21 protein-coding genes are annotated in these 20,318 nt (G+C 71.3%); 10 read left to right on the top strand and 11 right to left on the bottom strand.

Annotation, left to right across the window (positions count from 1 at the left end; genetic code table 11):
* Positions 1-27 precede the first annotated feature (27 nt).
* From glpB to GRX01_RS12235, 3 genes are all read right to left on the bottom strand, one after another.
* Positions 28-1,347, bottom strand: a complete 1,320-nt coding sequence (gene glpB, locus GRX01_RS12245) for a glycerol-3-phosphate dehydrogenase subunit GlpB (RefSeq protein ID WP_321168071.1) — start codon at positions 1,345-1,347, stop codon at positions 28-30.
* The gene (gene glpA, locus GRX01_RS12240; protein ID WP_159667742.1) at positions 1,337-3,136 is read right to left on the bottom strand and encodes an anaerobic glycerol-3-phosphate dehydrogenase subunit GlpA; all 1,800 of its coding nucleotides are present in this window, start codon (positions 3,134-3,136) and stop codon (positions 1,337-1,339) included. Before glpA ends, glpB begins: the two co-directional genes overlap by 11 nt.
* A 102-nt stretch (positions 3,137-3,238) precedes the next feature.
* On the bottom strand, positions 3,239-4,417 hold the full coding sequence (locus tag GRX01_RS12235) for a Cdc6/Cdc18 family protein (protein WP_159667739.1): 1,179 nt from the start codon (positions 4,415-4,417) through the stop codon (positions 3,239-3,241).
* A 279-nt stretch (positions 4,418-4,696) separates the two neighbouring features.
* Here GRX01_RS12235 and glpK point away from each other — a divergent pair, with 279 nt between their 5' ends.
* The 3 genes from glpK (at position 4,697) to GRX01_RS12220 (ending at position 8,108) form a co-directional block, all read left to right on the top strand.
* On the top strand, positions 4,697-6,229 hold the full coding sequence (glpK, locus tag GRX01_RS12230) for a glycerol kinase GlpK (RefSeq protein WP_159667736.1): 1,533 nt from the start codon (positions 4,697-4,699) through the stop codon (positions 6,227-6,229).
* Between the two features lie 3 nt (positions 6,230-6,232).
* Positions 6,233-7,309, top strand: a complete 1,077-nt coding sequence (locus GRX01_RS12225) for a hypothetical protein (protein WP_159667733.1) — start codon at positions 6,233-6,235, stop codon at positions 7,307-7,309.
* A gap of 88 nt (positions 7,310-7,397) precedes the next feature.
* Positions 7,398-8,108 carry a competence/damage-inducible protein A gene (locus tag GRX01_RS12220; RefSeq protein ID WP_159667730.1) on the top strand — a complete coding sequence of 237 codons (711 nt, stop codon included), beginning with the start codon at positions 7,398-7,400 and terminating at the stop codon, positions 8,106-8,108.
* Between the two features lie 57 nt (positions 8,109-8,165).
* Here GRX01_RS12220 and GRX01_RS19390 read toward each other — a convergent pair whose 3' ends face one another.
* From GRX01_RS19390 to GRX01_RS12210, 3 genes are all read right to left on the bottom strand, one after another.
* Positions 8,166-8,294: a hypothetical protein gene (locus GRX01_RS19390; RefSeq protein ID WP_267903207.1), complete on the bottom strand. Its 129-nt coding sequence runs from the start codon at positions 8,292-8,294 to the stop codon at positions 8,166-8,168.
* A gap of 75 nt (positions 8,295-8,369) precedes the next feature.
* Positions 8,370-9,194 carry a 5'/3'-nucleotidase SurE gene (gene surE, locus GRX01_RS12215; RefSeq protein WP_159667727.1) on the bottom strand — a complete coding sequence of 275 codons (825 nt, stop codon included), beginning with the start codon at positions 9,192-9,194 and terminating at the stop codon, positions 8,370-8,372.
* Between the two features lie 39 nt (positions 9,195-9,233).
* The gene (locus GRX01_RS12210; RefSeq protein WP_159667724.1) at positions 9,234-9,608 is read right to left on the bottom strand and encodes a PRC-barrel domain-containing protein; all 375 of its coding nucleotides are present in this window, start codon (positions 9,606-9,608) and stop codon (positions 9,234-9,236) included.
* Between the two features lie 175 nt (positions 9,609-9,783).
* On the opposite strand from GRX01_RS12210, the gene GRX01_RS12205 reads away from it, so the two are divergent.
* Both GRX01_RS12205 and GRX01_RS12200 read left to right on the top strand, forming a co-directional pair.
* Positions 9,784-10,122: a DUF5798 family protein gene (locus GRX01_RS12205; protein WP_159667721.1), complete on the top strand. Its 339-nt coding sequence runs from the start codon at positions 9,784-9,786 to the stop codon at positions 10,120-10,122.
* A 198-nt stretch (positions 10,123-10,320) separates the two neighbouring features.
* Positions 10,321-11,301, top strand: a complete 981-nt coding sequence (locus tag GRX01_RS12200) for a PLP-dependent cysteine synthase family protein (protein WP_159668025.1) — start codon at positions 10,321-10,323, stop codon at positions 11,299-11,301.
* Positions 11,302-11,310: 9 nt separating this feature from the next.
* Here the strand turns inward: GRX01_RS12200 and GRX01_RS12195 are convergent, their stop codons facing one another.
* The 3 genes from GRX01_RS12195 to GRX01_RS12185 all read right to left on the bottom strand — a co-directional run bounded on the left by GRX01_RS12195 (position 11,311) and on the right by GRX01_RS12185 (position 12,362).
* Complete coding sequence (locus GRX01_RS12195; protein WP_159667718.1) at positions 11,311-11,733, bottom strand: DUF4112 domain-containing protein; 423 nt, start codon at positions 11,731-11,733, stop codon at positions 11,311-11,313.
* Positions 11,733-12,011: a UPF0058 family protein gene (locus GRX01_RS12190; RefSeq protein WP_159667715.1), complete on the bottom strand. Its 279-nt coding sequence runs from the start codon at positions 12,009-12,011 to the stop codon at positions 11,733-11,735. The genes GRX01_RS12195 and GRX01_RS12190 overlap by 1 nt, the downstream gene beginning before the upstream one ends.
* Positions 12,012-12,146: 135 nt before the next feature.
* Positions 12,147-12,362, bottom strand: coding sequence for a ribbon-helix-helix domain-containing protein (locus GRX01_RS12185; RefSeq protein WP_159667712.1), 216 nt, complete (start codon positions 12,360-12,362; stop codon positions 12,147-12,149).
* Positions 12,363-12,580: 218 nt separating this feature from the next.
* Between GRX01_RS12185 and GRX01_RS12180 the strand changes: the two genes are divergently transcribed.
* The 4 genes from GRX01_RS12180 to GRX01_RS12165 all read left to right on the top strand — a co-directional run bounded on the left by GRX01_RS12180 (position 12,581) and on the right by GRX01_RS12165 (position 17,864).
* Positions 12,581-13,183, top strand: a complete 603-nt coding sequence (locus tag GRX01_RS12180; RefSeq protein ID WP_159667709.1) for a sulfite oxidase-like oxidoreductase — start codon at positions 12,581-12,583, stop codon at positions 13,181-13,183.
* Between the two features lie 253 nt (positions 13,184-13,436).
* Positions 13,437-14,789: an isochorismate synthase gene (locus GRX01_RS12175; protein WP_159667706.1), complete on the top strand. Its 1,353-nt coding sequence runs from the start codon at positions 13,437-13,439 to the stop codon at positions 14,787-14,789.
* 62 nt (positions 14,790-14,851) lie between these two features.
* Positions 14,852-16,030, top strand: coding sequence for a M24 family metallopeptidase (locus GRX01_RS12170; RefSeq protein WP_159667704.1), 1,179 nt, complete (start codon positions 14,852-14,854; stop codon positions 16,028-16,030).
* A gap of 124 nt (positions 16,031-16,154) precedes the next feature.
* Entirely contained in the window at positions 16,155-17,864 is a 1,710-nt protein-coding gene (locus tag GRX01_RS12165) for a rhomboid family intramembrane serine protease (RefSeq protein ID WP_321168070.1), read from the top strand.
* Between the two features lie 82 nt (positions 17,865-17,946).
* On the opposite strand, the gene GRX01_RS12160 is transcribed toward GRX01_RS12165, so the two are convergent.
* Both GRX01_RS12160 and GRX01_RS12155 read right to left on the bottom strand, forming a co-directional pair.
* Positions 17,947-18,612: an METTL5 family protein gene (locus GRX01_RS12160; protein WP_321168069.1), complete on the bottom strand. Its 666-nt coding sequence runs from the start codon at positions 18,610-18,612 to the stop codon at positions 17,947-17,949.
* A gap of 3 nt (positions 18,613-18,615) precedes the next feature.
* Complete coding sequence (locus GRX01_RS12155; RefSeq protein WP_159667701.1) at positions 18,616-19,032, bottom strand: TIM barrel protein; 417 nt, start codon at positions 19,030-19,032, stop codon at positions 18,616-18,618.
* Positions 19,033-19,305: 273 nt separating this feature from the next.
* Here GRX01_RS12155 and GRX01_RS12150 point away from each other — a divergent pair, with 273 nt between their 5' ends.
* Complete coding sequence (locus GRX01_RS12150; protein WP_159667698.1) at positions 19,306-20,262, top strand: transcription initiation factor IIB; 957 nt, start codon at positions 19,306-19,308, stop codon at positions 20,260-20,262.
* The last annotated feature ends 56 nt before the right edge of the window (positions 20,263-20,318 follow it).

Here is a 20,318-nt window from a genome sequence, read left to right as displayed (position 1 = left end):
AGTCAGCGTGTGTGTCGTGTGTGTCGCTCATGTCTCCTCCGCCGCGGTTCGGCCCGCGACAAGCCCCGTGGCGAGCGAGACGCCGCTCGCCGACTGCTCCCGCGCCACGTCCGCGCCGCCGACGACGCCGCCGGCCGCCCGCAGGTTCTCGTACTCCGGTTCGCCGTCGCTCCCGAGCGGTCGCATCGTCCCGTCCGGTTCGACCCCGAAGCGCGCGAACGCGTGGTCCGCGAACGCCCCCTCGGCCGACCAGTCCGTCCGGTCGTCGGGCTGTGGGACGTGACAGCCGAACACCGCCTCGGTCGCGCGCTCCCGCGTCGAGTCGAGCCCCTTCCCGACGAGCCCGCCCGTCGCGAGCACGTACTGCTCGGCCACGTAGGGGATCCTCGCGCCGTTGCGATCGATGAGGACGCGGTCGATCCGCTCGTCGTCCGCGCCCTCGGTCGACTCGAAGTCGACGACCGGCGTCCCCGTCGTCATCGAGACGCCCGCCTCGTCGAGCGCGTCGAACAGGCGATCCGCAAGCCGGATCCCCGGGAGGCTCGGCGGTCCCGTCGGCACCTCGAACACCTCCGCGTCGAGGCGCTCGGAGAGGTCCGCGCGCACCTCCTCGACGCGTTCGTCGCCCAGCATCGCCGGGACCCCCACGCGCTCGGCGTCGCCGAGGTGCGGACGGATCCGGTCCGCGAGTCGCTGCCGGGTCGTCCGTCCCTCGCCCGCGTCCTCGTCCCGCTCCAGCGCGTGCGCGAGCCGGGTAACGGTCGCATCCGCGCGGTGCTCGCCGGGAAACGCGACCGTCGCGCCCGCGACGTCGAACGGAACGCCCGCGGCCGAGAGGCGCTCGGCCGCGAGGGGGGCGTCGTACTCGGTGTCGGCCTCGAAGCCCACGAGGAGCGTCGGGCGCTCGTCGCTGACGACGCCGGGCGCCATGCTCCGCGGGTACCGAGCGGTCGGCTTCGCGCGCCCGGAGGTGGTCGCGACGAGCGCATTACGATCGGTGTGACCGCCCCGGTACAGGTCGCCGACGGCGTCGTCGAACAGCGCCAGCCCCTCGCGGAGCGCGTCCGCGCCGGCGACGCGGTACGGGTGGTGCTCGGGCAGGTCCTCGATCCCCGCGAACGGGTCGACCAACGGCCCCGACGCGGAGGCTCCGCCGTAGCCATCGGGATCGGCGTCGCCGTCCGGGTCCGGGTACCCCAGTGCGTCGATCAGGCCGCTCGCCTGCCGGAGCGTGCTCTCGTTCGCGGATATCAGGTGGACGTGCGCGCCCTCGTGTGCGGCCGACAGCGCCGCCGTCGCGCCGGCGAGACCGCCGCCGATCACGACCACGTCCGACTCAATCGCCACCCGCGTCACCCCCGTCGGGAGTCCGGTCGGCCGCGCGGCCGCCGTCCGTGGAGACGCCGGCGTCGGCGGCGGTCCCGTCCGTCGCGCCACCCGCCCCGTCGCTGTCGGCCCGCTCCGTCCCCCCGCCGCGCTCCCCGGCGTCGAACGCCGAGAAGTCCTCCGGAACGGGGCCCCCGCGGTTGAACGTCGTCGCGTGCAGCAGGTGGTTGAGCATCGCCTGCGAGAGCTGTTCGCCCCACAGCGCGTGGCGCTGGCCCTTCCAGCGCTCCTGCCACAGCTCGTCGAGGGCCGCGTCGACGGTCGGCCGGTCGAAATCGCCGCCCGCGTGGAGTTCGTTGGCCATCCGGTGGGCACAGAAGCCGCCCTGACAGTTGCCCATGGAGGCGCGGGTTCGCAGGCGGACGGCGTTGAGGTCCGATCCGGACTGGTCGATCGCGTCCCGGAGTTCGGCGCGGGTGACCGCCTCGCACTGGCAGACGACGGGGTTCGCCTCGCCGGTCTTCAGCACCTCGTCGGCCCGGCTGCCGAGCCGCTGGACGCTCCGGCGGCCGATCGGCGAGCGAAGGCCGAACTCGTCCATGTAGTCGCGCAGGACCGAGAAGTCCTCGCTGCCGGGGAGCGGCTCCTCGGCGGTCGTACACGCCGCGTCGACGCCGAGGAGATCGCAGACGTGGTCGGATATCTGCTCGGCCATCAGCCGGTAGGTGGTGAACTTCCCGCCGACGATGGAGGTCATCCCCGGGAGGTCGTCGCGCTCGTCGTGGTCGAGCAGGAAGAAGTCCCGCGTGATGTCGGTCGGGTCCTCGGTGCCGGTCCCCGGCGGCTCGTACAGCGGGCGAACGCCCCAGTACGAGCGGATGGTCCGGGCGCCGTCGAGCATCGGCACGAGCTTCGACAGCTCCTCGATCATGAGGTCCACCTCCCACGCCTCCTCGGGGTAGTCCTCCGGGTCCTCGACCTCCTCGTCGGTGGTACCGAGGATGCAGGTCGTCTCGTGGGGAACGACGATGTCCGCGTCGCCCTTCGGCTTGCAGCGGTTGATCACCGTGTCGACCTCGCGGACGTTCATCACGGTCATCACGCCCTTGCTCGGGCGGACCTCCACGTCGACGCCGGCCATGTCGCCGATACGGCCCGCCCACGCGCCCGTCGCGTTGACGACGTGGTCCGCGTAGATCTCCTCGGTGCCGCCCTCGCGGCCGTGGACCCGCCTGCCCGCTCCCGATTCATGGGTCACCTCGCAGCCGACGACCTCCCCGTCCTCGACGAGCACGTCGGTGACCGGGGAGTGCGTCTCGATGCGCGCGCCGTGGGCATCCGCGTCGGCGGCGTTGGCGACACAGAGGCGGAACGGGTCGACCGCCCCGTCGGGCACCCGGATCGCCTTGTCGATGTCGCCCGCGAGGAACGGCTCCACCTCGCGCGCCTCCTCGGCGGTGAGCACCTCCGCGGGAATGCCGCACTCGCGACACCCCTCCAGCTTCTCCTGAAAGTACTCCTCGGTGTCCTCGGGGCGTTTCACGAACAGCCCGCCGGTCAGCTCGACGCAGTGGCTCGCGATGTCGCGCAACACCCGGTTCTCCTCGATGCACTCGCGGGCGCTGGCCTGGTCCGAGACCGCGTACCGGCCACCGCTGTGGAGGAGGCCGTGCATCCGCCCCGTCGTCCCGTGCGTGAGGTTGCCCTGCTCGACGAGCGTCACGTCGACCCCCCGGGTGGCGAGATCGCGCGCCACGCCGCAGCCGGTCGACCCGCCGCCGATCACGAGCACCTCCGTCCGTTCGCTCATAGTATGACTCCGTGTGTCACACACACGGACCCGCCGGACATTATGCTATCGATTACCCCCTAGTGATCGTAGATAACAGACAAGCGGAATTTTCGGGCGCCGTCAGACGGAGACCTCGTCCACGCGGCGGCCGACGAGCCGGCGGAACGCCAGCGTCGGGAACCGTGGGTCCACGCGGCTCGGGGGACGTCCGGGCCCGTCGGCGTCGTCGACGCGAACGCGTTCGACGATCCCGGCCTCCGCGAGCTCGTAGAGGAACCGCTCCACCGTCGACCCCGTCAGGTCGATCCGGTCGGCGATCCGGGCGGCACAGTCCCCCACCGGTGCGCGCTCGGCCGGGTCGAGGTCGACCAGGCACACCAGCGTCCGCACCCGGTTCGTCGGGAGCGCGAGCACCCGCCCGAGCGGGACACACGGCCACGGAACCGCCGCCATGCCCGACTCGACGGCCTCGTCGTCGAGCGTCGCGTCGCCGTCCGCGGACGCCGCCTCGACCGCCCCGAGGAGCCCCGAGAGGGCGACCCCGGCGTCGCCCTCGGCCCACTCCGCGAGGCGTCGGACCGCGCCGTGCGCGAGCGCGCCCTGTCCGAGGCCGGCGTCGGCGCGGGACGCGACCAGATCGGTGAGCGTCGCGCGCGAGTACGGCTCCACCTCGATGGCCGCCGCGTCGTCGGGCACTCCCACCTCCTCCGGGTCGGCGCGGCCGACGGCGAGCCACGCGAAGGTCCCCTCGACGGCCTCGAGGCGCTCGGCCACCGTCGGCACGTCCACGGTCTCCGGCTCGCCCACGTGGTCGGCGACGACCACGACCGGGCCCGCGCCGCGTACGCGCCGCTCCAGGCGCTCGTGGAGTTCGTCGGTGCCGACGCCGCGTCGCGGGACGGAGTCGGTCGTCAGCGCGTTCAACACCGCGTGGAGGAACTCGAACGCCGAGTCGGCCGTTCGGAGGTCCACCCGAACGAACGAGACGCCGGGCGCGCTCGCCCCGCGGGTGGTCGTGTACAGCGCGTCGCCCGTCGAGGGCAGGGTCTCCGCGAGCCGGTCGACGAGCGAGAGGGTCACGGCGGACTTGCCGGCCCCGCCGGGCCCGTACAGGTATCCGTTCGGCGGCGCCCGACCGTCGAACACCGGATCGAGGTGATCGAGCAGGCGCTCGATCAGGGATCCCCGCCCGATCGGTTCCTCGGGGTGCCACACCGGGCTCAACGCCTCCTCGTCCAGCACGAGGCGCCGTCGGTCACCGGTTCGTTGGCGGCGTGCGATTCGGGTCTCGATGTCCATGGGTCGTGCGTGTCGGACGACGGGGTCGTCGGTCCGATACTGTCGGTGCGCCACCTACGGGGGCGGGGGTTTTACTCGACCCGGTTTCCGGGCGGCCGCCTCGGGGTCGATCCCGCGACGGTACGTCCGCCAGTGCCGGGTCGGCGGCGGTCGACGAGTGTGGTCGGCACATTGTTTACTGTCAGTCCCCCCTTCGTCAGTAACGTTTATAATAGTTCACTATGTTGGTTGGTCGCAAGGGATCTCGTGGGAGCGAGACCCGGAACGGAGGACACACCAATGGCAGACACGTACGTCGGCGCTATCGATCAGGGAACGACCGGGACGCGATTCATGGTGTTCGACCACTCCGGACAGGTCGTCGCCAACGCGTACGAGAAACACGAGCAGATCTATCCGGAGCCGGGATGGGTGGAACACGACCCGACGGAGATCTGGGAGAACACGGAGTCGGTCGTCACGGACGGGCTCGCCGACGCGGGGCTGGAGGCGAGCCAGCTGGCCGCGATCGGCATCACGAACCAGCGCGAGACGACCGTGGTATGGGACGCCGACAGCGGCCGTCCCGTCCACAACGCGCTCGTCTGGCAGGACCGTCGCACCACCGACCGCGTCGAGGAACTGCAGGACGAGGACAAGGTCGAGTGGATCCGGGAGAAGACCGGCCTCGAGGCGGACGCGTACTTCTCGGCGACGAAGACCGAGTGGATCCTCGACAACGCCGAGCCGCTGAAGCTGCAGTCGTCCCGCGGCGACGACCTGCGCGACCGCGCGGAGGCCGGCGAGCTGCTGATGGGGACCATCGACAGCTGGCTGATCTACAACCTCACCGGCAACCACATCACGGACGTCTCGAACGCCTCGCGGACGATGCTGTACGACATCCGCGAGCTGGAGTGGGACGACGAGCTGCTCGACGAGTTCGGCGTCCCAGAGTCGATGGTGCCGGAGGTCCGGCCGTCGTCCGACGAGTCGTACTACGGGTACACGGACCCCGACGGCTTCCTCGGCGCCGAGGTCCCGGTCGCGGGCGCGCTCGGCGACCAGCAGGCCGCGATGTTCGGGCAGACGTGCTTCGACGAGGGCGACGCGAAGAACACCTACGGCACGGGGTCGTTCTACCTGATGAACACCGGAACGGACGCCGTCGAGTCCGACCACGGCCTGCTCACGACCATCGGCTTCCAGCTGTCCGGCGAGCCCGTGCAGTACGCGCTGGAGGGGTCGATCTTCGTCACCGGCGCCGCCATCGAGTGGCTGGAGGACGTCGACCTCATCAACAACGCCGCACAGACGGCGGAGCTGGCCCGATCGGTCGACTCCACCGACGGCGTCTACATGGTCCCGGCGTTCACGGGACTGGGTGCCCCCCACTGGGACGGTCGCGCGCGCGGCACCATCGTCGGGATGACGCGCGGGACGCGAAAGGAACACGTCGTCCGGGCGACGCTCGAGTCGATCGCCTACCAGACCCGCGACGTGGCCGAGGCGATGGAGGCGGACTCCGGCGTCGAGACCACCACGCTGCGCGTCGACGGCGGCGCGGTGAAGAACGACTTCCTGTGTCAGCTCCAGTCGGACATCATCCAGACGGAGATCGCCCGACCGGAGGTCGACGAGACGACCGCCCTCGGCTCCGCCTACGCCGCCGGCCTCGCGGTCGGCTACTGGGACACCGTCGACGAGCTGCGCGAGAACTGGCAGGTCGACCGAGAGTTCACCCCCGAGCGCGAGGCGGAGGAGGTGGACGCGATGTACGACCGCTGGGGCGACGCGATCGAACGCTCGCTGGACTGGGCCACGGAGGAGTGACAGATGTACGACCTACTGCTGCAGGTGCCGCTGCTCGGGATGGAGTGGGAGACGTTCCTGCTGCTGTTCATCACCGCGCTCGCGGGCGGCGCGTTCGGCGCCGCGCTCGGCGCGCTGCCGGCGTTCATCTTCACCGGGTTCGTCGTCTTCCTCGGGGAGGGGCTGGCGATCCTCCAGCGTGAGCTGGGGACGCTTCCGGGGGTCAACGCCGGCGAACTCGCCGCCGGCGTCACCGGCGTGATCGGGTTCGGCGCGGTCACCGGCCCGCACATCGCCTTCGCCGGCGGCGTCGCCGCCTCGGCGTACGCGGGCAAGAAGTACCCAGAGATGGAGCCGGAGGGATGGGACTACCACTTCGGGAAGAACATCCTCTACGCGTTCGGCACGAAGCCGGACATCCTGGCGGTCGGCGCCGTCTTCGGCGTCCTCGGGATGCTCATCAACCGGGTCGGCGTCGCGGTCGGCACGCCGACCGACACGATCGCGCTGTCGGTCGTGCTCACCGCGGTGATCGCGCGGGTCGCCTTCGGCTACCCGCTCGTCGGGCGTCCCGCCGGGAAGGGGATCCTCGACATGTCGCCGTTCGAGCGCGAGGAGCCCCGCGCCGCCGCCGACGGGGGCGAGGTCCCGATGGAACACGAGGGGCGCCTCGCCACCGAGCCGTGGCTCCCCCACCAGTATAAGTGGGCGGGCGTCGCGACGATCGGGCTCGTCGGCGGCATCCTCGGCGGGTACATCTGGATCCGGACGGGAAGCATCTTCCTCGGGTACGCCATCTCGGCGATGAGCCTGCTGTTCCTCCAGCTCGGCGTCGAGAAGATCCCGGTGACCCACCACATCACGCTCATCGGCGCCGTCGGCGCGGTCGTCGTCGATCCGATAGCCGGGAGCGTCGTCGCGCTGCTGGCCGCGGGCGCCTTCGGCGTCGTCAGCGGCCTGCTGGGCGAGGTGACCCAGCGGATCATGTACTCGCACTCGGGGACCCACGTCGACCCGCCGGCGATGGCGATCGCCATCGCGATGCTGGTCGTCGCGGTGCTGGCGTTCCTCGGGGTGCTCCCCAACGCCGGGTACCTCTGACGTCGAGGCAGATCCCGGTCGGCCCCGTCGAACTCTCCTCCCTACTGCGCCACGGCACTTATCAGACCGAGCCACCACCCGTACATCCATGCAGGTCGCACTCGTCACCGTCGGCGACGAACTCCTCGCGGGCGACACGGTGAACACCAACGCCTCGTGGCTCGCCGGCCGGCTGACGGCCCGGGGGGTCGCCGTCGAACGCGTGACGACGGTCCCGGACCGCGTCGACGACATCGCGGGCGTCGTCCGCGAGTACCGCGACGCCTACGACGCCGTGCTCGTCACCGGCGGCGTCGGCCCCACCCACGACGACGTGACGATGGACGGCGTCGCCGCCGCCGTCGGCGTGGACCTGGCGGCCAACGACGAGGCGCTGGCGTACCTCACCGAGCAGGGAGGGTACGCGGCAGACGACCTCACCGAGGGGACCACACACCTCCCGGCCGGCGCCCGAGTCATTCACAACGAGGTCGGCGTCGCTCCGGGCTGTGTGATCGAGTCGGTGTACGTGTTCCCGGGCGTGCCCCCGGAGATGCAGGCGATGTTCGAGTCCGTCGCCGACGAGTTCGCCGGCGACGAGCCCCACACCGCGACCGTCGAGACGAGCGAGCCCGAGTCGCGCCTGCTCGACCGCCTCGCCGAGGTCCGACAGCGCTACGACGTGGCCGTGGGGTCGTATCCGGGGGAGAACGTCCGCGTGAAGTTCACGAGCACCGACGAGACGCTCGTTCGGGAGGCGGCCGACTGGTTCCGCGAGCGGGTCGAGGTGTCGGAGTCGACCCCGACGACCGAGGACTGAGCGCGGGGCCGGGCGCGCGTTGGCGCTCGGCGGAACGCGGCGTCGCCTGGGGGCCGCTCAGCGATAGAGGTACGCGAGCCAGACGACGACGACGACGATGCTGACTATCAGGACGACCGACGCGGTGAGCGTCGTGGGAAGCGCGACCTCGGAGCCGGACTCGGCGGCGAGCGGCAGCGGATTCATGCGCGGGAGTGGGACCGAACGCCGTATAAACGTGTATATCCCGGGCAGCCAGCGGCACCTGACGGCGAGGGGAGATCAGTCCTCGACCGACGGCGCGGTCGCCCCCGGGTCGTAGCCGTCGACGAGCCCGTCGAGCCCCTCGTGGTGGCGCGTCGTGTGCGGCGCCGTCAGCGGCGACACCGAGACACGGCCCTCGACGACCGCGCGGCGGTCGGTGCCGACCGGGTCGGGAATGTCGCCCGTCTCCATCCGGTCCCACGTTCGGTCGATCAGGTCGACGTGGTCGCCGTCGCGCTCGGCGGTCATGTCGTACAGGGTCGAGGGCCGCGTGACCTCCATCCGGGTCGCGCGTCCCTCCGGGACCCACGGCGCGTTCACGTTCAGGTAGTCCGCCTCGTCGAACACGCCCGCGTCGGGGGCGCGCTCGACGAGGTAGCGCGTGGCCTCGGCCGCCCCCCGGTAGTCGTCGATATCGGAGGCCTTCCGCCGCCAGTCGTCGCCGCTGCCGCCGGGGACGTACAGCGAGACGGCCATCGCGGGCACGCCGAAGAACGCCGACTCGACGGCCGCCGAGACGGTTCCCGAGCGTCCGAGCACGTACGCGCCGATGTTGGCGCCCTTGTTGCAGCCGGCGACTACCATGTCGGCACCCGGGCACAGCGACTCCAGCCCGGCGACCGCGCAGTCGGCGGGCGTGCCGGCGATGGCGTAGCCGAGCTCGTGGTCGTGTACCTCGACGCGTCGCGAGAGCGTCCGGCCGACGGCCGACTGGTCGTCCGCGGGCGCGACGCCCACGACCTCGCCGATCTCCGAGAGGGCGTCGTACAGGGCGCGAAAGCCGGGGCTCTCGATGCCGTCGTCGTTCGTCAGGAGGATCTGCGGGTCGTCGCTGGCGCTCATTGTGGTCGGGTCGGTCGGCGTCGGCAAAAGCACGCCGCCTCAGACGATGGGGTCGTCGGCCTCCGCGTGCCCGTCCTCGGCGGCGCGGCCGTCGCGGGATCCGGGGTCGGCGTCGCCGGCGCCGGATCCGTCGTCGCGGCCCCCGGGAAGCGGGAGCGCCGCCTCGCGCGCGGCGCTCCGGAGAACGATCACGTCGCCGACGCCCCGAACGAGCCTGAACGGAACGCGCACGCCGGCGGCGCCGGCGGGCAGCCCGCCGACGGTCCCCTCGGCGACGTCCGACAGCGCGAGCGCGACCGGCGCGTCCGCCTCCAGATCGACGAGCACGTCGGCCACGCGGCCGACGCGCGCGCCGTCCGCCGTGAACACCTCCTTGCTCGCGAGGTCCGTCACGGGCGTGGTGTCGGATACCATGACGGTCCGTCCTTCGTACCCGGTCACTTAACGTCTTCTGGGAACCGGGAGGGGTCCTCGTCGCTCGAACCGGGCGTCGCCGCAGGCGAAGCCGTGTGTGGCGTCCGTGCAAGGGAGCGGCGAAAGCCGGGCCACGGACCGCAACGCACAGGGGCGGCGCGCGACACTCGTCGGTATGGGACTCGGAAGCACGGCCAAGAAGCTCCAGACGGTCGCCGACATCGCCGAGAAGCTGTACGCGAAGGTCAACGAGATCCGCGAGCGCGTGGAGGCGATGCAGGGCGCGGTTCAGAGCACCGAGGAACGCGTCGAGTCGCTCGAGGGCGACCTCGCCGAGCAGCGCGCCATCGTCGAGGCGCTGGCCGAGGCGGAGGGAATCGACGTCGACGCCGTTCTCGACGACCTCGACGCACCCGACGGCGACGAGGCCGACGCCGGCGGGGAGAGCGGGGCGGGTGACGACGCCGGCACCGACGGCGACGACGACCCGGCGGACGCAGGGAGCGACGACTGAAGGGGTCGTCGGGCTCCGTTCCGTCGACGGAGGGCGAATGTCCCGCCGAGCGACGGCCGACGACGGATGAACGATGGTCCCGCCGAGCGACGGCCGACGACGGACGAACGACGAGTGACGAACGACGACCTGCGCGAGGCCGGCGGCGGTCACGTCGGGATAGAAAGATACGTGTTCGTCGGCAATCGTTGCCAGCGTATGACCACCCACCGCGAACCCCTCGACTCCGTCTTGGAGACGGTCGGCGAGACGCCGCTCGTACGGGTGCACGCCGCGCCCGACGAGGTGCCGGTGTACGCGAAGTTGGAGTCGTTCAATCCCGGGGCGTCGGTGAAGGACCGGATCGGGGCGTACATGCTCGAACGGATGCTCGAGGAGGGAACCATCTCCCCGGGCGGCACCGTCATCGAGCCGACGGCGGGCAACACGGGGATCGGGTTCGCCGTCGCCGCCGGGCAACTCGACGTGAACGCGGTGTTCGTCGTCCCCGAGCGCTTCAGCGTCGAAAAGCAACAGCTCATGCGTGCGCTCGGCGCCGAGGTCGTCAACACCCCGTCCGAGGACGGGATGGGCCGAGCCATCGAACGCGCACACGAACTCGCCGAGGAACTCGACGACGCGGTCGTGCCCCAGCAGTTCTCGAACCCCCTCAACGCCGAGGCCCACTACGCGACGACCGGCCCGGAGGTGTTCGACGCGCTCGACGGCGAGGTCGGCGCCGTCGTCGCCGGCATGGGCACCGGCGGGACGCTGATGGGGATGGCCGACTACGCCCGCGAGCGGGGGTCGGACGCGCGGATCGTCGGGGTCCAGCCGGAGGGATCGACGTACGGCGACCTGTTCGGCGAGGACGCCGAGGAGGGCGAGTACAAGACCGAGGGGATCGGCACCCACGACGTGAGCACCAACCAGCTGGTCGATCCCGAGAAGATCGATGACCTGAAGACGATCTCCGACCGCGCGGTCCACGAGGAGATGGCACGGCTGGCCAGCGAGGAGGGGCAGTTGGTCGCCTCCAGCGCGGCCGCGAACTCGCTGGCGGCGATCGAGGTCGCCGAGGAGATCCGCGACGGCGACGTGGACGCGCCCCACGACACGGTCGTCACGGTGTTCTGTGACTCCAGCGAGCGATACCTCTCGAAGGGCGTCTACCGGGACTTCGAGGAGTGGACGGGCTGAGCGGAGGAGTCAGTCACGCCGTGCCAGGTCCCGTTCGAGGAGTCGGACGTTGCGACGGTTGAGCTTCACCACCGCGTCGAGGACGTCGCCGACGATCGGGACGGAGCCCACGAGCAGGTCGAGTCCGACGTACAGCAGCATCCGCGCGAGCGTCCGCTTGCGGGCGCCGAGGCGGAAGGCCTCCCAGACGACGGGGAGCGCGAGCAGCGCTGCCAAGGTGTCGCCGAGGACGGGAACGACGCCCGCAAGCGCGTCGACGCCGACGCGGTAGCCGACGACGGGGAGACGGACCGCGTCGTCGAGGAGGTGCGCCACGCGCCTGGCGCGCCCGAGGCGCCGGGCGTCCGCGGGCGTCGCCGTCAGCGACTCCGCCGACCGGTCCGCGAGCGAGCGATCCCCGCCATCCGACCCGACGACGCCGATGGACGCCATCAGAGCTTGGACTCGGCGTCGTCGGCGAGCTCCTTCATGCGCTTGCCGACGCGGCCGGCGTTGGAGAACTCGTCCTCCGACATCGCCGACGCGAGCGCGTTGCCGAGCACGAAGACGGCGTGTTTGTGCTCGCTCTTGGACTTGTGGACGTGGGAGGGGTCGACGCTCAGCTCGTGGTACGGCTCGAACAGCGTCTCGTCGACCTCCTCGCGCTCGGAGAAGTGCTCCATGATCGTCACCATCTGTTCGTGGAGTTCGAGGAGTTCGTCCTTGTGCATGGCCGTCGATTGGCTGTTGTGTGAGTTAAGCGTTGTTCGTGGGGTCGTCGCACGCCATGGGCGCCGAGCACGACGGACGCCGACACCCGGTGAACGGCTCCGTCCGCACGGTTCCGGCGCCGGCGGCGGCCCGCCTTAGAACACGTACTCGTCCTCGTGTCCCATCATCCCGTCGTCCTCGAAGTCCGGATCCGTCTCGTTGTCCTGCGGACCGCTCGTCTTGTACGCCTTCATCCCGGTTGAGATCAGCTCCTCGATCGCCTCCTCTCGGTTGACGAACTCCCCCTGTTCGACCATCTGGGCGATCTGCATCTCGAGGTGCTCCGGGACCGTGATCTCGACTTTCGGCATCTACGCGGGGCTTGACGGACGCAGTATTTAAAACCAGCGGGGGATGCTTACGACTGTGGAAACCGATATTCGGGGAATATCCTTGAATAGTTCCGTCTCAAGAAAAGGAACTTTGTCTAACGCGACATCCCGCCGGGCGGTTTCGCGCGCGAACACGACGAACCGTGGGGCCCGTCCGGAGCCGACAGCCTCAGGTGCGCGCGCCGGGTGTTGCGTGTATGAGCAGCGAGGTCGCCGACCACACGGACCTCTACGAGGAGTTCTCCGACGAGCGACTCCCGCCCGGCCAGCGGAAGACCGACCGGTTCCCGGTGCTCTCGAAGTCGGGGACGCCCGACTGGCACCGCGACGACTGGCGCTTCGAGGTGTGGGGCGCCGTCGACGAGGAGCTGACGTACACGTACGACGAGTTCCGCGATCTGCCCGCCGAGACGCAGCGGCAGGACTTCCACTGCGTCACCGGCTGGTCGAAGTTCGACTGCGAGTTCGCCGGCGTCACCTTCCCGCAGCTGGCCGAGCTCGCGGGCGTCCGCGACGACGCGGAGTGGGTCATGTTCCACGCGCTCGACGGCTACACCACTGACCTGCCGCTGTCGGAGTGCGACCGCGAGGAGGTCATGTTCGTCTACGACTACGACGGGGAACGGTTGCCCGACGACCACGGCGGACCGCTGCGCGTCGTCACACCGCACAAGTACGCGTACAAGGGCGCCAAGTGGGTGACCGGCGTGGAGTTCCTCACCGAGGCCGAGCGGGGGTACTGGGAGAAGCGGGGGTACTCCGACACCGCGAACCCGTGGGAGGAGGAGCGGTACAGCTAGAGCGAGGCCGAGTGAGCGGAGCGAACGAGGCCTCGGAAGGACGGCGGCGAGGTCCCGTGCCGAGCCGCCCACGAACACAGCGAGGCCGAGGCACGAACGAGGTGAGTGCCTCGACAACCGGCGGAGGGTCCTCGGTCGGATCGCCCCCGAGAATAGCGAGGCCGAGCGAGCGTCTCGAGAAGCCCCCGTCGGTGCGGCCAGCGGGGCCTCCAGAACCAACGGCGTAAAGGACGCCCCGTCCCTATCGCGGGTAATGAACCCGCCGGACGGCGAGGCCGGTGCCGCGCTCGTGCCCGACGCGGACGCGGCGCTGGTGAGCCGGAGCTGCGAGGTGTCGGACGTCTCCTTCGGGTCGTTCCTCGCGGCCGGGGACCGCCACCGGATCCACTGGGCCGCGCCCGACGGCCTCGAGGTGGTCGGCGGCGGCGCGGCCGCGCGCCTCACGGCGGACGGCCCGGATCGCTTCGAGACGCTGCGGCGCGACGCCGAGACGCTGTTCTCGTCGGTCGACCATGACGGCCACGCGGCGACGCGTCCCCGCGTCTTCGGCGGCCTCGCGTTCGGTCCCGACCACGACCCGTCGGGCGTCTGGGAGGGCTTCCCCGCGGCCGCGTTCACCCTCCCGGCCGTCCAGCTCACCCGCGTCGACGACGGGACGTACCTCACCGTGACGCGGTACGGGCCCGACGTGAGCGCCGAGGGGGTGTCGGACGCGCTCTCGGCCGTCCGGGACCGCCTCGACGACCTGCCGATGATGCGCGCCCGCAGCGAGAAGCCGGGCGTCGTCGGTACGGAGTGGCTCGTCGACCGCGAGGAGTGGACCGCACAGGTGGCGAGCGTGATCGACCGCATCCGCGCCGGCGACCTCCGGAAGGCGGTGCTGGCGACGGCACTTCGCGTCGACCTCGGCGCCGAGGTCGATATCCCCGACACGTTGGGTCGCCTGCGGCGCACCTACCCCGAGTGCTACCGGTTCCTCGTCCAGCCGACCGGCGGGAAGGGCTTCTTCGGGCCGCCGCCCGAACGGCTCGTTCGCCGCGAGGGCGAGGTCGTCGAGACGGAGGCGCTGGCGGGGTCGATGCCCCGCGGCGACACGCCCGAGACGGACGCCGAGCACGCCCGTTCGCTCCTCGAATCCGACAAGCTCCAGCACGAGCAGCGCCTCGTCGTCGACACGATCTGCGAACAGCTGGACGCGTTCGGCACGGTCGGCGAGGGTGAGCAGGGCGTCCGCAAGCTCACGAACATCCAACACCTCCAGACGCCCATCAACGCCGTCCTCGACGGCGATACACACGTGCTCGAGCTCGTCGAGGCGCTGCATCCGACGCCCGCGGTCGGCGGCCTGCCGCTCGATGCGGCGCTGGAGACCATCCGCGAGACGGAGACGTGGGACCGCGGGTGGTACGCCTCGCCCGTCGGCTGGTTCGACGCCGCCGGCGACGGCGAGTTCGCGGTCGGCATCCGCTCGGGCGTGGCCGGCGGCCGGGAGGCGACGCTGTTCGCCGGCAACGGCATCGTCGGCGACTCGGACCCCGACGCCGAGTGGGACGAGCTCCAGCCGAAGGTGCGACCGATCATGGACGAGTTGGAGCGCGACGCGTGACGGCTCCCGGCGCCGACGGCCGCCTGCCAAACGACTAACAGCCGTCGCCGCGAGCCGCCGGCATGAGCGACGCAGGCGAGGTCGAGGGAGTCGACGCGGCGGTCGTCGCGGAGAAGGTGGCCGCCGCGCGGGAGGCGGTCGCCGCCAGCGACGAGGCGGACGCGTGGCTCTCCGTCGGCCGCGAGACGGACGTGAGCCCGGAGCCCTGCTTCCCGTACCTGCTCGGCTTCGACGTGGTGTGGCCGACGGCGGTCGTCGTCGGGCCCGAGTCGTCGGCGGTCGTGCTCGGTCGCCACGACGCCCCCACCGCCCGCGATCTGGGCGTTCACGAGGTCCGGGCGTACAACGAGTCGATCGCCGAGCCGCTGCGGGAGGTGCTGGACGGCATGGGCGCCGAGCGCGTCGCGCTCAACTTCGACCGCGACGACGTGGTCGCGGACGGGCTCTCGCACGGCCTCTTCCTCCAGCTTCGGGAGTACCTCCCCGACCGCGAGTTCACGAGCGCGAGCGACCTGATCCGGCGGCTCCGGGGCGTGAAATCCGAGACGGAGTACGAGCGCGTTCGCGCGGCCGCCACCGAGACAGAGGAACTGCTTCAGACCGCGACGGCGACGTGGACCCCGGAGACGACCGAGCGGGAGTTCGCCGACTTCCTCCACGAGCGGATGACCGACCGCGGACTGGACTCCGCGTGGGCGTGGGACTACTGTCCGACCGTCCACATGGGCGACCGCGAGGTCGGCCACACGCTCCCCGCCGATCACACCGTCGACGAGGGCGAACTGCTGCACGTCGACTTCGGGGTCAGGCGCGACGGCTACGCGTCCGACATCCAGCGGCTCTGGGTCCGCGGCGAGGCCAGCGAGGGGCTCCGCGAGGCGTTCCGTGACGTGCGGGCGGCCATCGACGCCGGCCACGACGTGCTCGGAGCGGGTGCCGTCGGTCACGAGGTCGACACAGCCGCGCGCGAGGAACTCACCTCGCGGGGGTGGCCGGCGTTCGACCACGCCTTCGGCCATCAGGTCGGACGCGCGGCTCACGACGGCGGCACCCTGCTGGGCCCCGAATGGGAGCGCTACGGCGAGGCCCCGCGCCACGAGGTGCGGCCGGGCGAGGTGTACACGATGGAGTTGGGCGTCGCGACCGAGTGGGGGTACGTAGGGCAGGAGGAGATGGTTCGGGTCACCGATTCGGGCACCGAGTGGGTCGTGCCGCCGCAGACGGAGTTGCGGACGCTGTGAGCCGGTCCCGGAGGACGGTCCCGCCGCCGGCACGACATCGTCCTCATCCGGACGGCCACGGCCGGTCGCGTCGCGACACGGTCCGCGGCGGCACGGTCAAGTACGACCCGGCCACAGCGTCGGTGTGAACCTCACGCCCGACCTCGCGTTCGCCTCCCGCGCGGCGGTCGTGCTCGCGGCGGTCCTCGCGGTCCTCGCGACCGTCGCGCTGGACCGGCTCGCGGGCGCGAACCGCGGTTCGCCCGTCCGCCACCGATTGGTCCTCGGCGTCCCGTGGGGGACGCTCACGGTGGCGGCGCTGGTGCTCGCGGTGTACCTGTTCGTGCAGGGCGGCTGGGACCACTGGTACGACCCGGTCGTGATCCCGTTCCGGGCGTGGTCGTACCTCGCGCCGCTGGGCGTCGCCGTCTCCGGGTTCGCCCACGCGGGTCCCGGACACCTCCTCGGCAACCTCCTCGGAACGCTCGCGGTCGCGCCGCTGGTCGAGTACGCCGTCGGCCACTTCCCGCGCCGGCGCGGCAGTTCCTCGTTCGGGTCGCTCCGCGACACCCCCTACGTCCGCGCGTTCCTCCTGTTCCCCGCCGCGACGGTCGCCGTCGGCCTCGTCTCGGGCGCGTTTGCGCTCGGCCCGGTGATCGGCTTCTCGGGCGTCGTCTTCGCGTTCGTCGGCGCCGCGCTGGTGTACCGCCCGCTGGGAACGGTCGTCGCGCTCTCGGCGTCCGGACTGCTCTCGACGACCTACCGCGCGCTGTCCTCGCCAGTCGTCGAGGCCAGCGGCCGATCGGCGTACATCACGCCGTGGTGGGCCGACATCGCCATCCAGGGCCACGCGCTCGGGCTGCTCGTCGGCGCGCTCGCGGCGGCGTGGCTCGCGGCCGCCCGCGGCGACGACCTCCCGCGGCCGCGACGGCTCGCGCTGGGGGCACTGCTCGTGGGCGTGGAGCAGTCGCTGTGGGCGGTGTACTGGTACCGTGGGGGCGAGACGTACGTCCTATTCCGCGGGATCGGCCTCGCGGCGGTGGCGCTCGCGGCGGTGCTCGTTGCGGCGCTGGCGGTGGACCGGGACGCGCCGGCGGCCGACAGCGTCCGCGAGGCGCTGCGGAACCTCACCCCGCGACGCGGCTCGGTCGCGGTCCTGCTCGTCGTCCTCGCGGCGCTGTCGGGGCCGGCGGTGGCGGTGAACCTCGTCGCCGTCGGCGACGAGCCGCTCCCCGGCGACCCTGTCGAGGTGCGGGAGTACAGCGTCACCTACGCCGAGAACGTCGAGAACGGGATGGTGTCGGTGATCGACGTGGAGGCGTTCGGCGAGTCGACCAGCGTCACCACCTCCGGCGTCGTCGTCCGAAATCCCGACCGGAGTGTGTGGACGACCGCCGTCTCGAAGGGACGGCTCGCGTTCGCGGGTCGCCAGCGGGTCGTGCTCGGAGGGGTCGGCTGGCGCGAGACGGTCACCGTCAACCGCCGGGGCTGGACGGCCGTCGGCGGCGACGGCGCCGCCTACCGGGTGACGCTCAGGCACGGAAACGAGACGACCCTCGCGTTCCTGTCGAACGCGTCGACCGCGGAGCCGCGGATCGAGGGGCGAAACGTCTCGGTCGTCCCGACGGAGTCCGGCTTCGAACTGCTCGTCGAGCGCGGGAACAGCACCGTACGCGCGCCGGTCCCCGGCGAGAACGAGACGGTCGAGGCCGACGGGCTGACGTTCGTGCGCGACGGCCGGGCCGTGTTCGCGCTGGCGGGCGAGGTGACGGGGAACGTCTCCGCCGGGAACGCGACGGCGCCGACGCGGGTTCGGGTGGCAACCAGAGAGCAGTACGGCGGTCGAAACGGCTGATCCGCGCGCGACGGAGGACGATCGGCTCCCTCGCGTCGCCGACGCGATCGTGGTCGGCGAGCGATCGTGATCGGTGGGCGAGTCAGTCGGCGCCGCCGTTGTCGCTGTCGCGGTCCCACTCGATCCGGTAGACCTCCGCGTCCACGTCGGCGGACTCGCTCGTCTGGTGGTCGAACGTCCGGTCGAGCGTGAGCGTCGCGGCGAAGGCGTCGGTCACCTCGCCGCCGGCGTCGGCGGCGAACGACTCGACGAACTCGCGGCTGCCGGCGTTGTGAACGGAGTACGAGACGTCCGCGAGGTCGGCCACCGTCTCCAGGAACGCGCGGTCGGCGTGTTCGTTCCCGGTCTGGGCGCCGAACGGCGGGTTCATGATCACGGTGATCGGTCTCTCAGCGGAGAGCCGACCGCGCGCGAGCGGCGGCCGCGTCGCGTCCGCACACACCCAGTGGACCTCGGTGCGGGCGCCGACCCTCCGCTCGTTCTCGCGGGCGACCGCGAGCGCGCCGGCGTCGAGCTCGACGCCGACGACGCGGGCGGCGCCGCGGAGGGCCGCCCCGAGCGCGAACATGCCGGTGCCGGCGCCGAGGTCGACGACGGTTCGGTCGGCCACGTCGCCGCGGAGGTCCGCGAGGTGGACGACGTGGGCGGCCACGTCCGCCGGCGTGGGGTACTGTTCGAGGCTGGCGGTCGGGTCGGCGAAGCCGGCGACGACGGCCAGCTCGCCCTCCAGCCCGCGACGGCTGGCCACGCCTCAGGCGTCGTCGCCGGCTCGTCCGCCGGCCACGTCGCCCTCGACCGTCAGCGAGACCCCCTCGCGGTCGGCGCGCTCGGCCAGCGCGTCCAGCGCGGGACGGACCTTCGCGGGGTCGACGACCGACCCGGGCTCGACGACGAGTTCGCCGGCGCCGAGTTGGCTCGCCGCCCGCAGCAGCGAGCGAAGCCGATCGGCCTCCCGTTGCGTCTCGATGGAACAGTCCGCGGCGAACTCGGCCTCGACGCGGAGGCCCGCGGGGACGTACCCCTCCTCGGCCAGCGCCGCGCGGAGGTCGCGGAGGTCGCCGGGGGCCGTCGAGGGCAGGGCGTCGGCGTCGATGGTGACCGGCTCGACGTCGACCGGTTCGGCCGTCGCGACGGCCTGTCGGACGTGCGTGGACGACTGGGTGCTCATACACGATCAGTACATCTGGTAATACAAAAGCGTTTGCGTATGCTCTATAGTTATCTCTGTCGGCTCCGGGCGAGCGGGGGTCCCGATCGCCGCCGGCGACCGGCGGCCCCAGACGGTGTCGTCTCGACCCGTCGATCTGGGGGTGACATACCTATCGGTTCGTCATCCACCGCTGAAACCCCCAATGCACCCGTATACGGCGTGTCTTCGGGACGAATCCACCGATCGATCTCGGCCAAAGGCTTAAATACGAGCCGCGACAGAAGACTTATAATGGAAGGTCCGAGCCGACAGCGACAGCGTGAAGCGGAGGAGTCGGAGACGCAGTCGGACGAGGAGCTCACGTGTCCGGAGTGCTCCAGCGACGACGTCGTGATGGACGCGGACCAGGGGGAGTTGGTCTGTGACGACTGCGGACTCGTTCTGGACGAGCGCCAGATCGACCGGGGGCCGGAGTGGCGGGCGTTCAACCACTCCGAGCGACAGTCGAAGTCCCGCGTCGGCGCCCCGGTGACCGAGACGATGCACGACAAGGGGCTCACGACCACCATCGACTGGAAGGACAAGGACGCCTACGGGCGTTCCCTGAGCTCCGAGAAGCGCTCCCAGATGCACCGCCTCCGCAAGTGGCAGGAGCGCATCCGCACCAAGGACGCCGGCGAGCGCAACCTCCAGTTCGCCCTCTCGGAGATCGACCGCATGGCCTCCGCGCTCGGCGTTCCCCGGTCGGTCCGCGAGGTCGCCTCCGTCATCTACCGCCGCGCGCTCAAGGAGGACCTCATCCGCGGCCGCTCCATCGAAGGCGTCGCCACCGCGGCGCTGTACGCCGCCTGCCGGCAGGAGGGTATCCCTCGCTCGCTCGACGAGGTCGCGGAGGTCTCGCGCGTCGAGCAGAAGGAGATCGGTCGGACCTATCGCTACATCTCTCAGGAACTGGGCCTCGAACTGAAGCCGGTCGACCCCAAGCAGTTCGTTCCGCGCTTCGCCTCCGCGCTCGGCCTCAGCGAGGAGACGCAGGCGAAGGCGACGGAGATCATCGACGTGTCCGCAGAGCAGGGACTGCTGTCCGGGAAGTCGCCCACAGGCTTCGCCGCCGCCGCCATCTACGCGGCCTCGCTGTTGTGCAACGAGAAGAAGACCCAACGCGAGGTCGCCGACGTGGCGCAGGTCACCGAGGTCACCATCCGCAACCGCTATCAGGAGCAGATCGAGGCGATGGGCTTCCGCTGACCGGCGGCGAGGACCTGACGAGCCCGACCCGACGACGCCGGGCGTGAACGTTTTTC

Source organism: Halobaculum saliterrae (assembly GCF_009831625.1).
GTDB classification, from domain to species: Archaea; Halobacteriota; Halobacteria; order Halobacteriales; family Haloferacaceae; genus Halobaculum; species Halobaculum saliterrae.
This window is presented reverse-complemented; position numbering and strand designations above follow the sequence as displayed.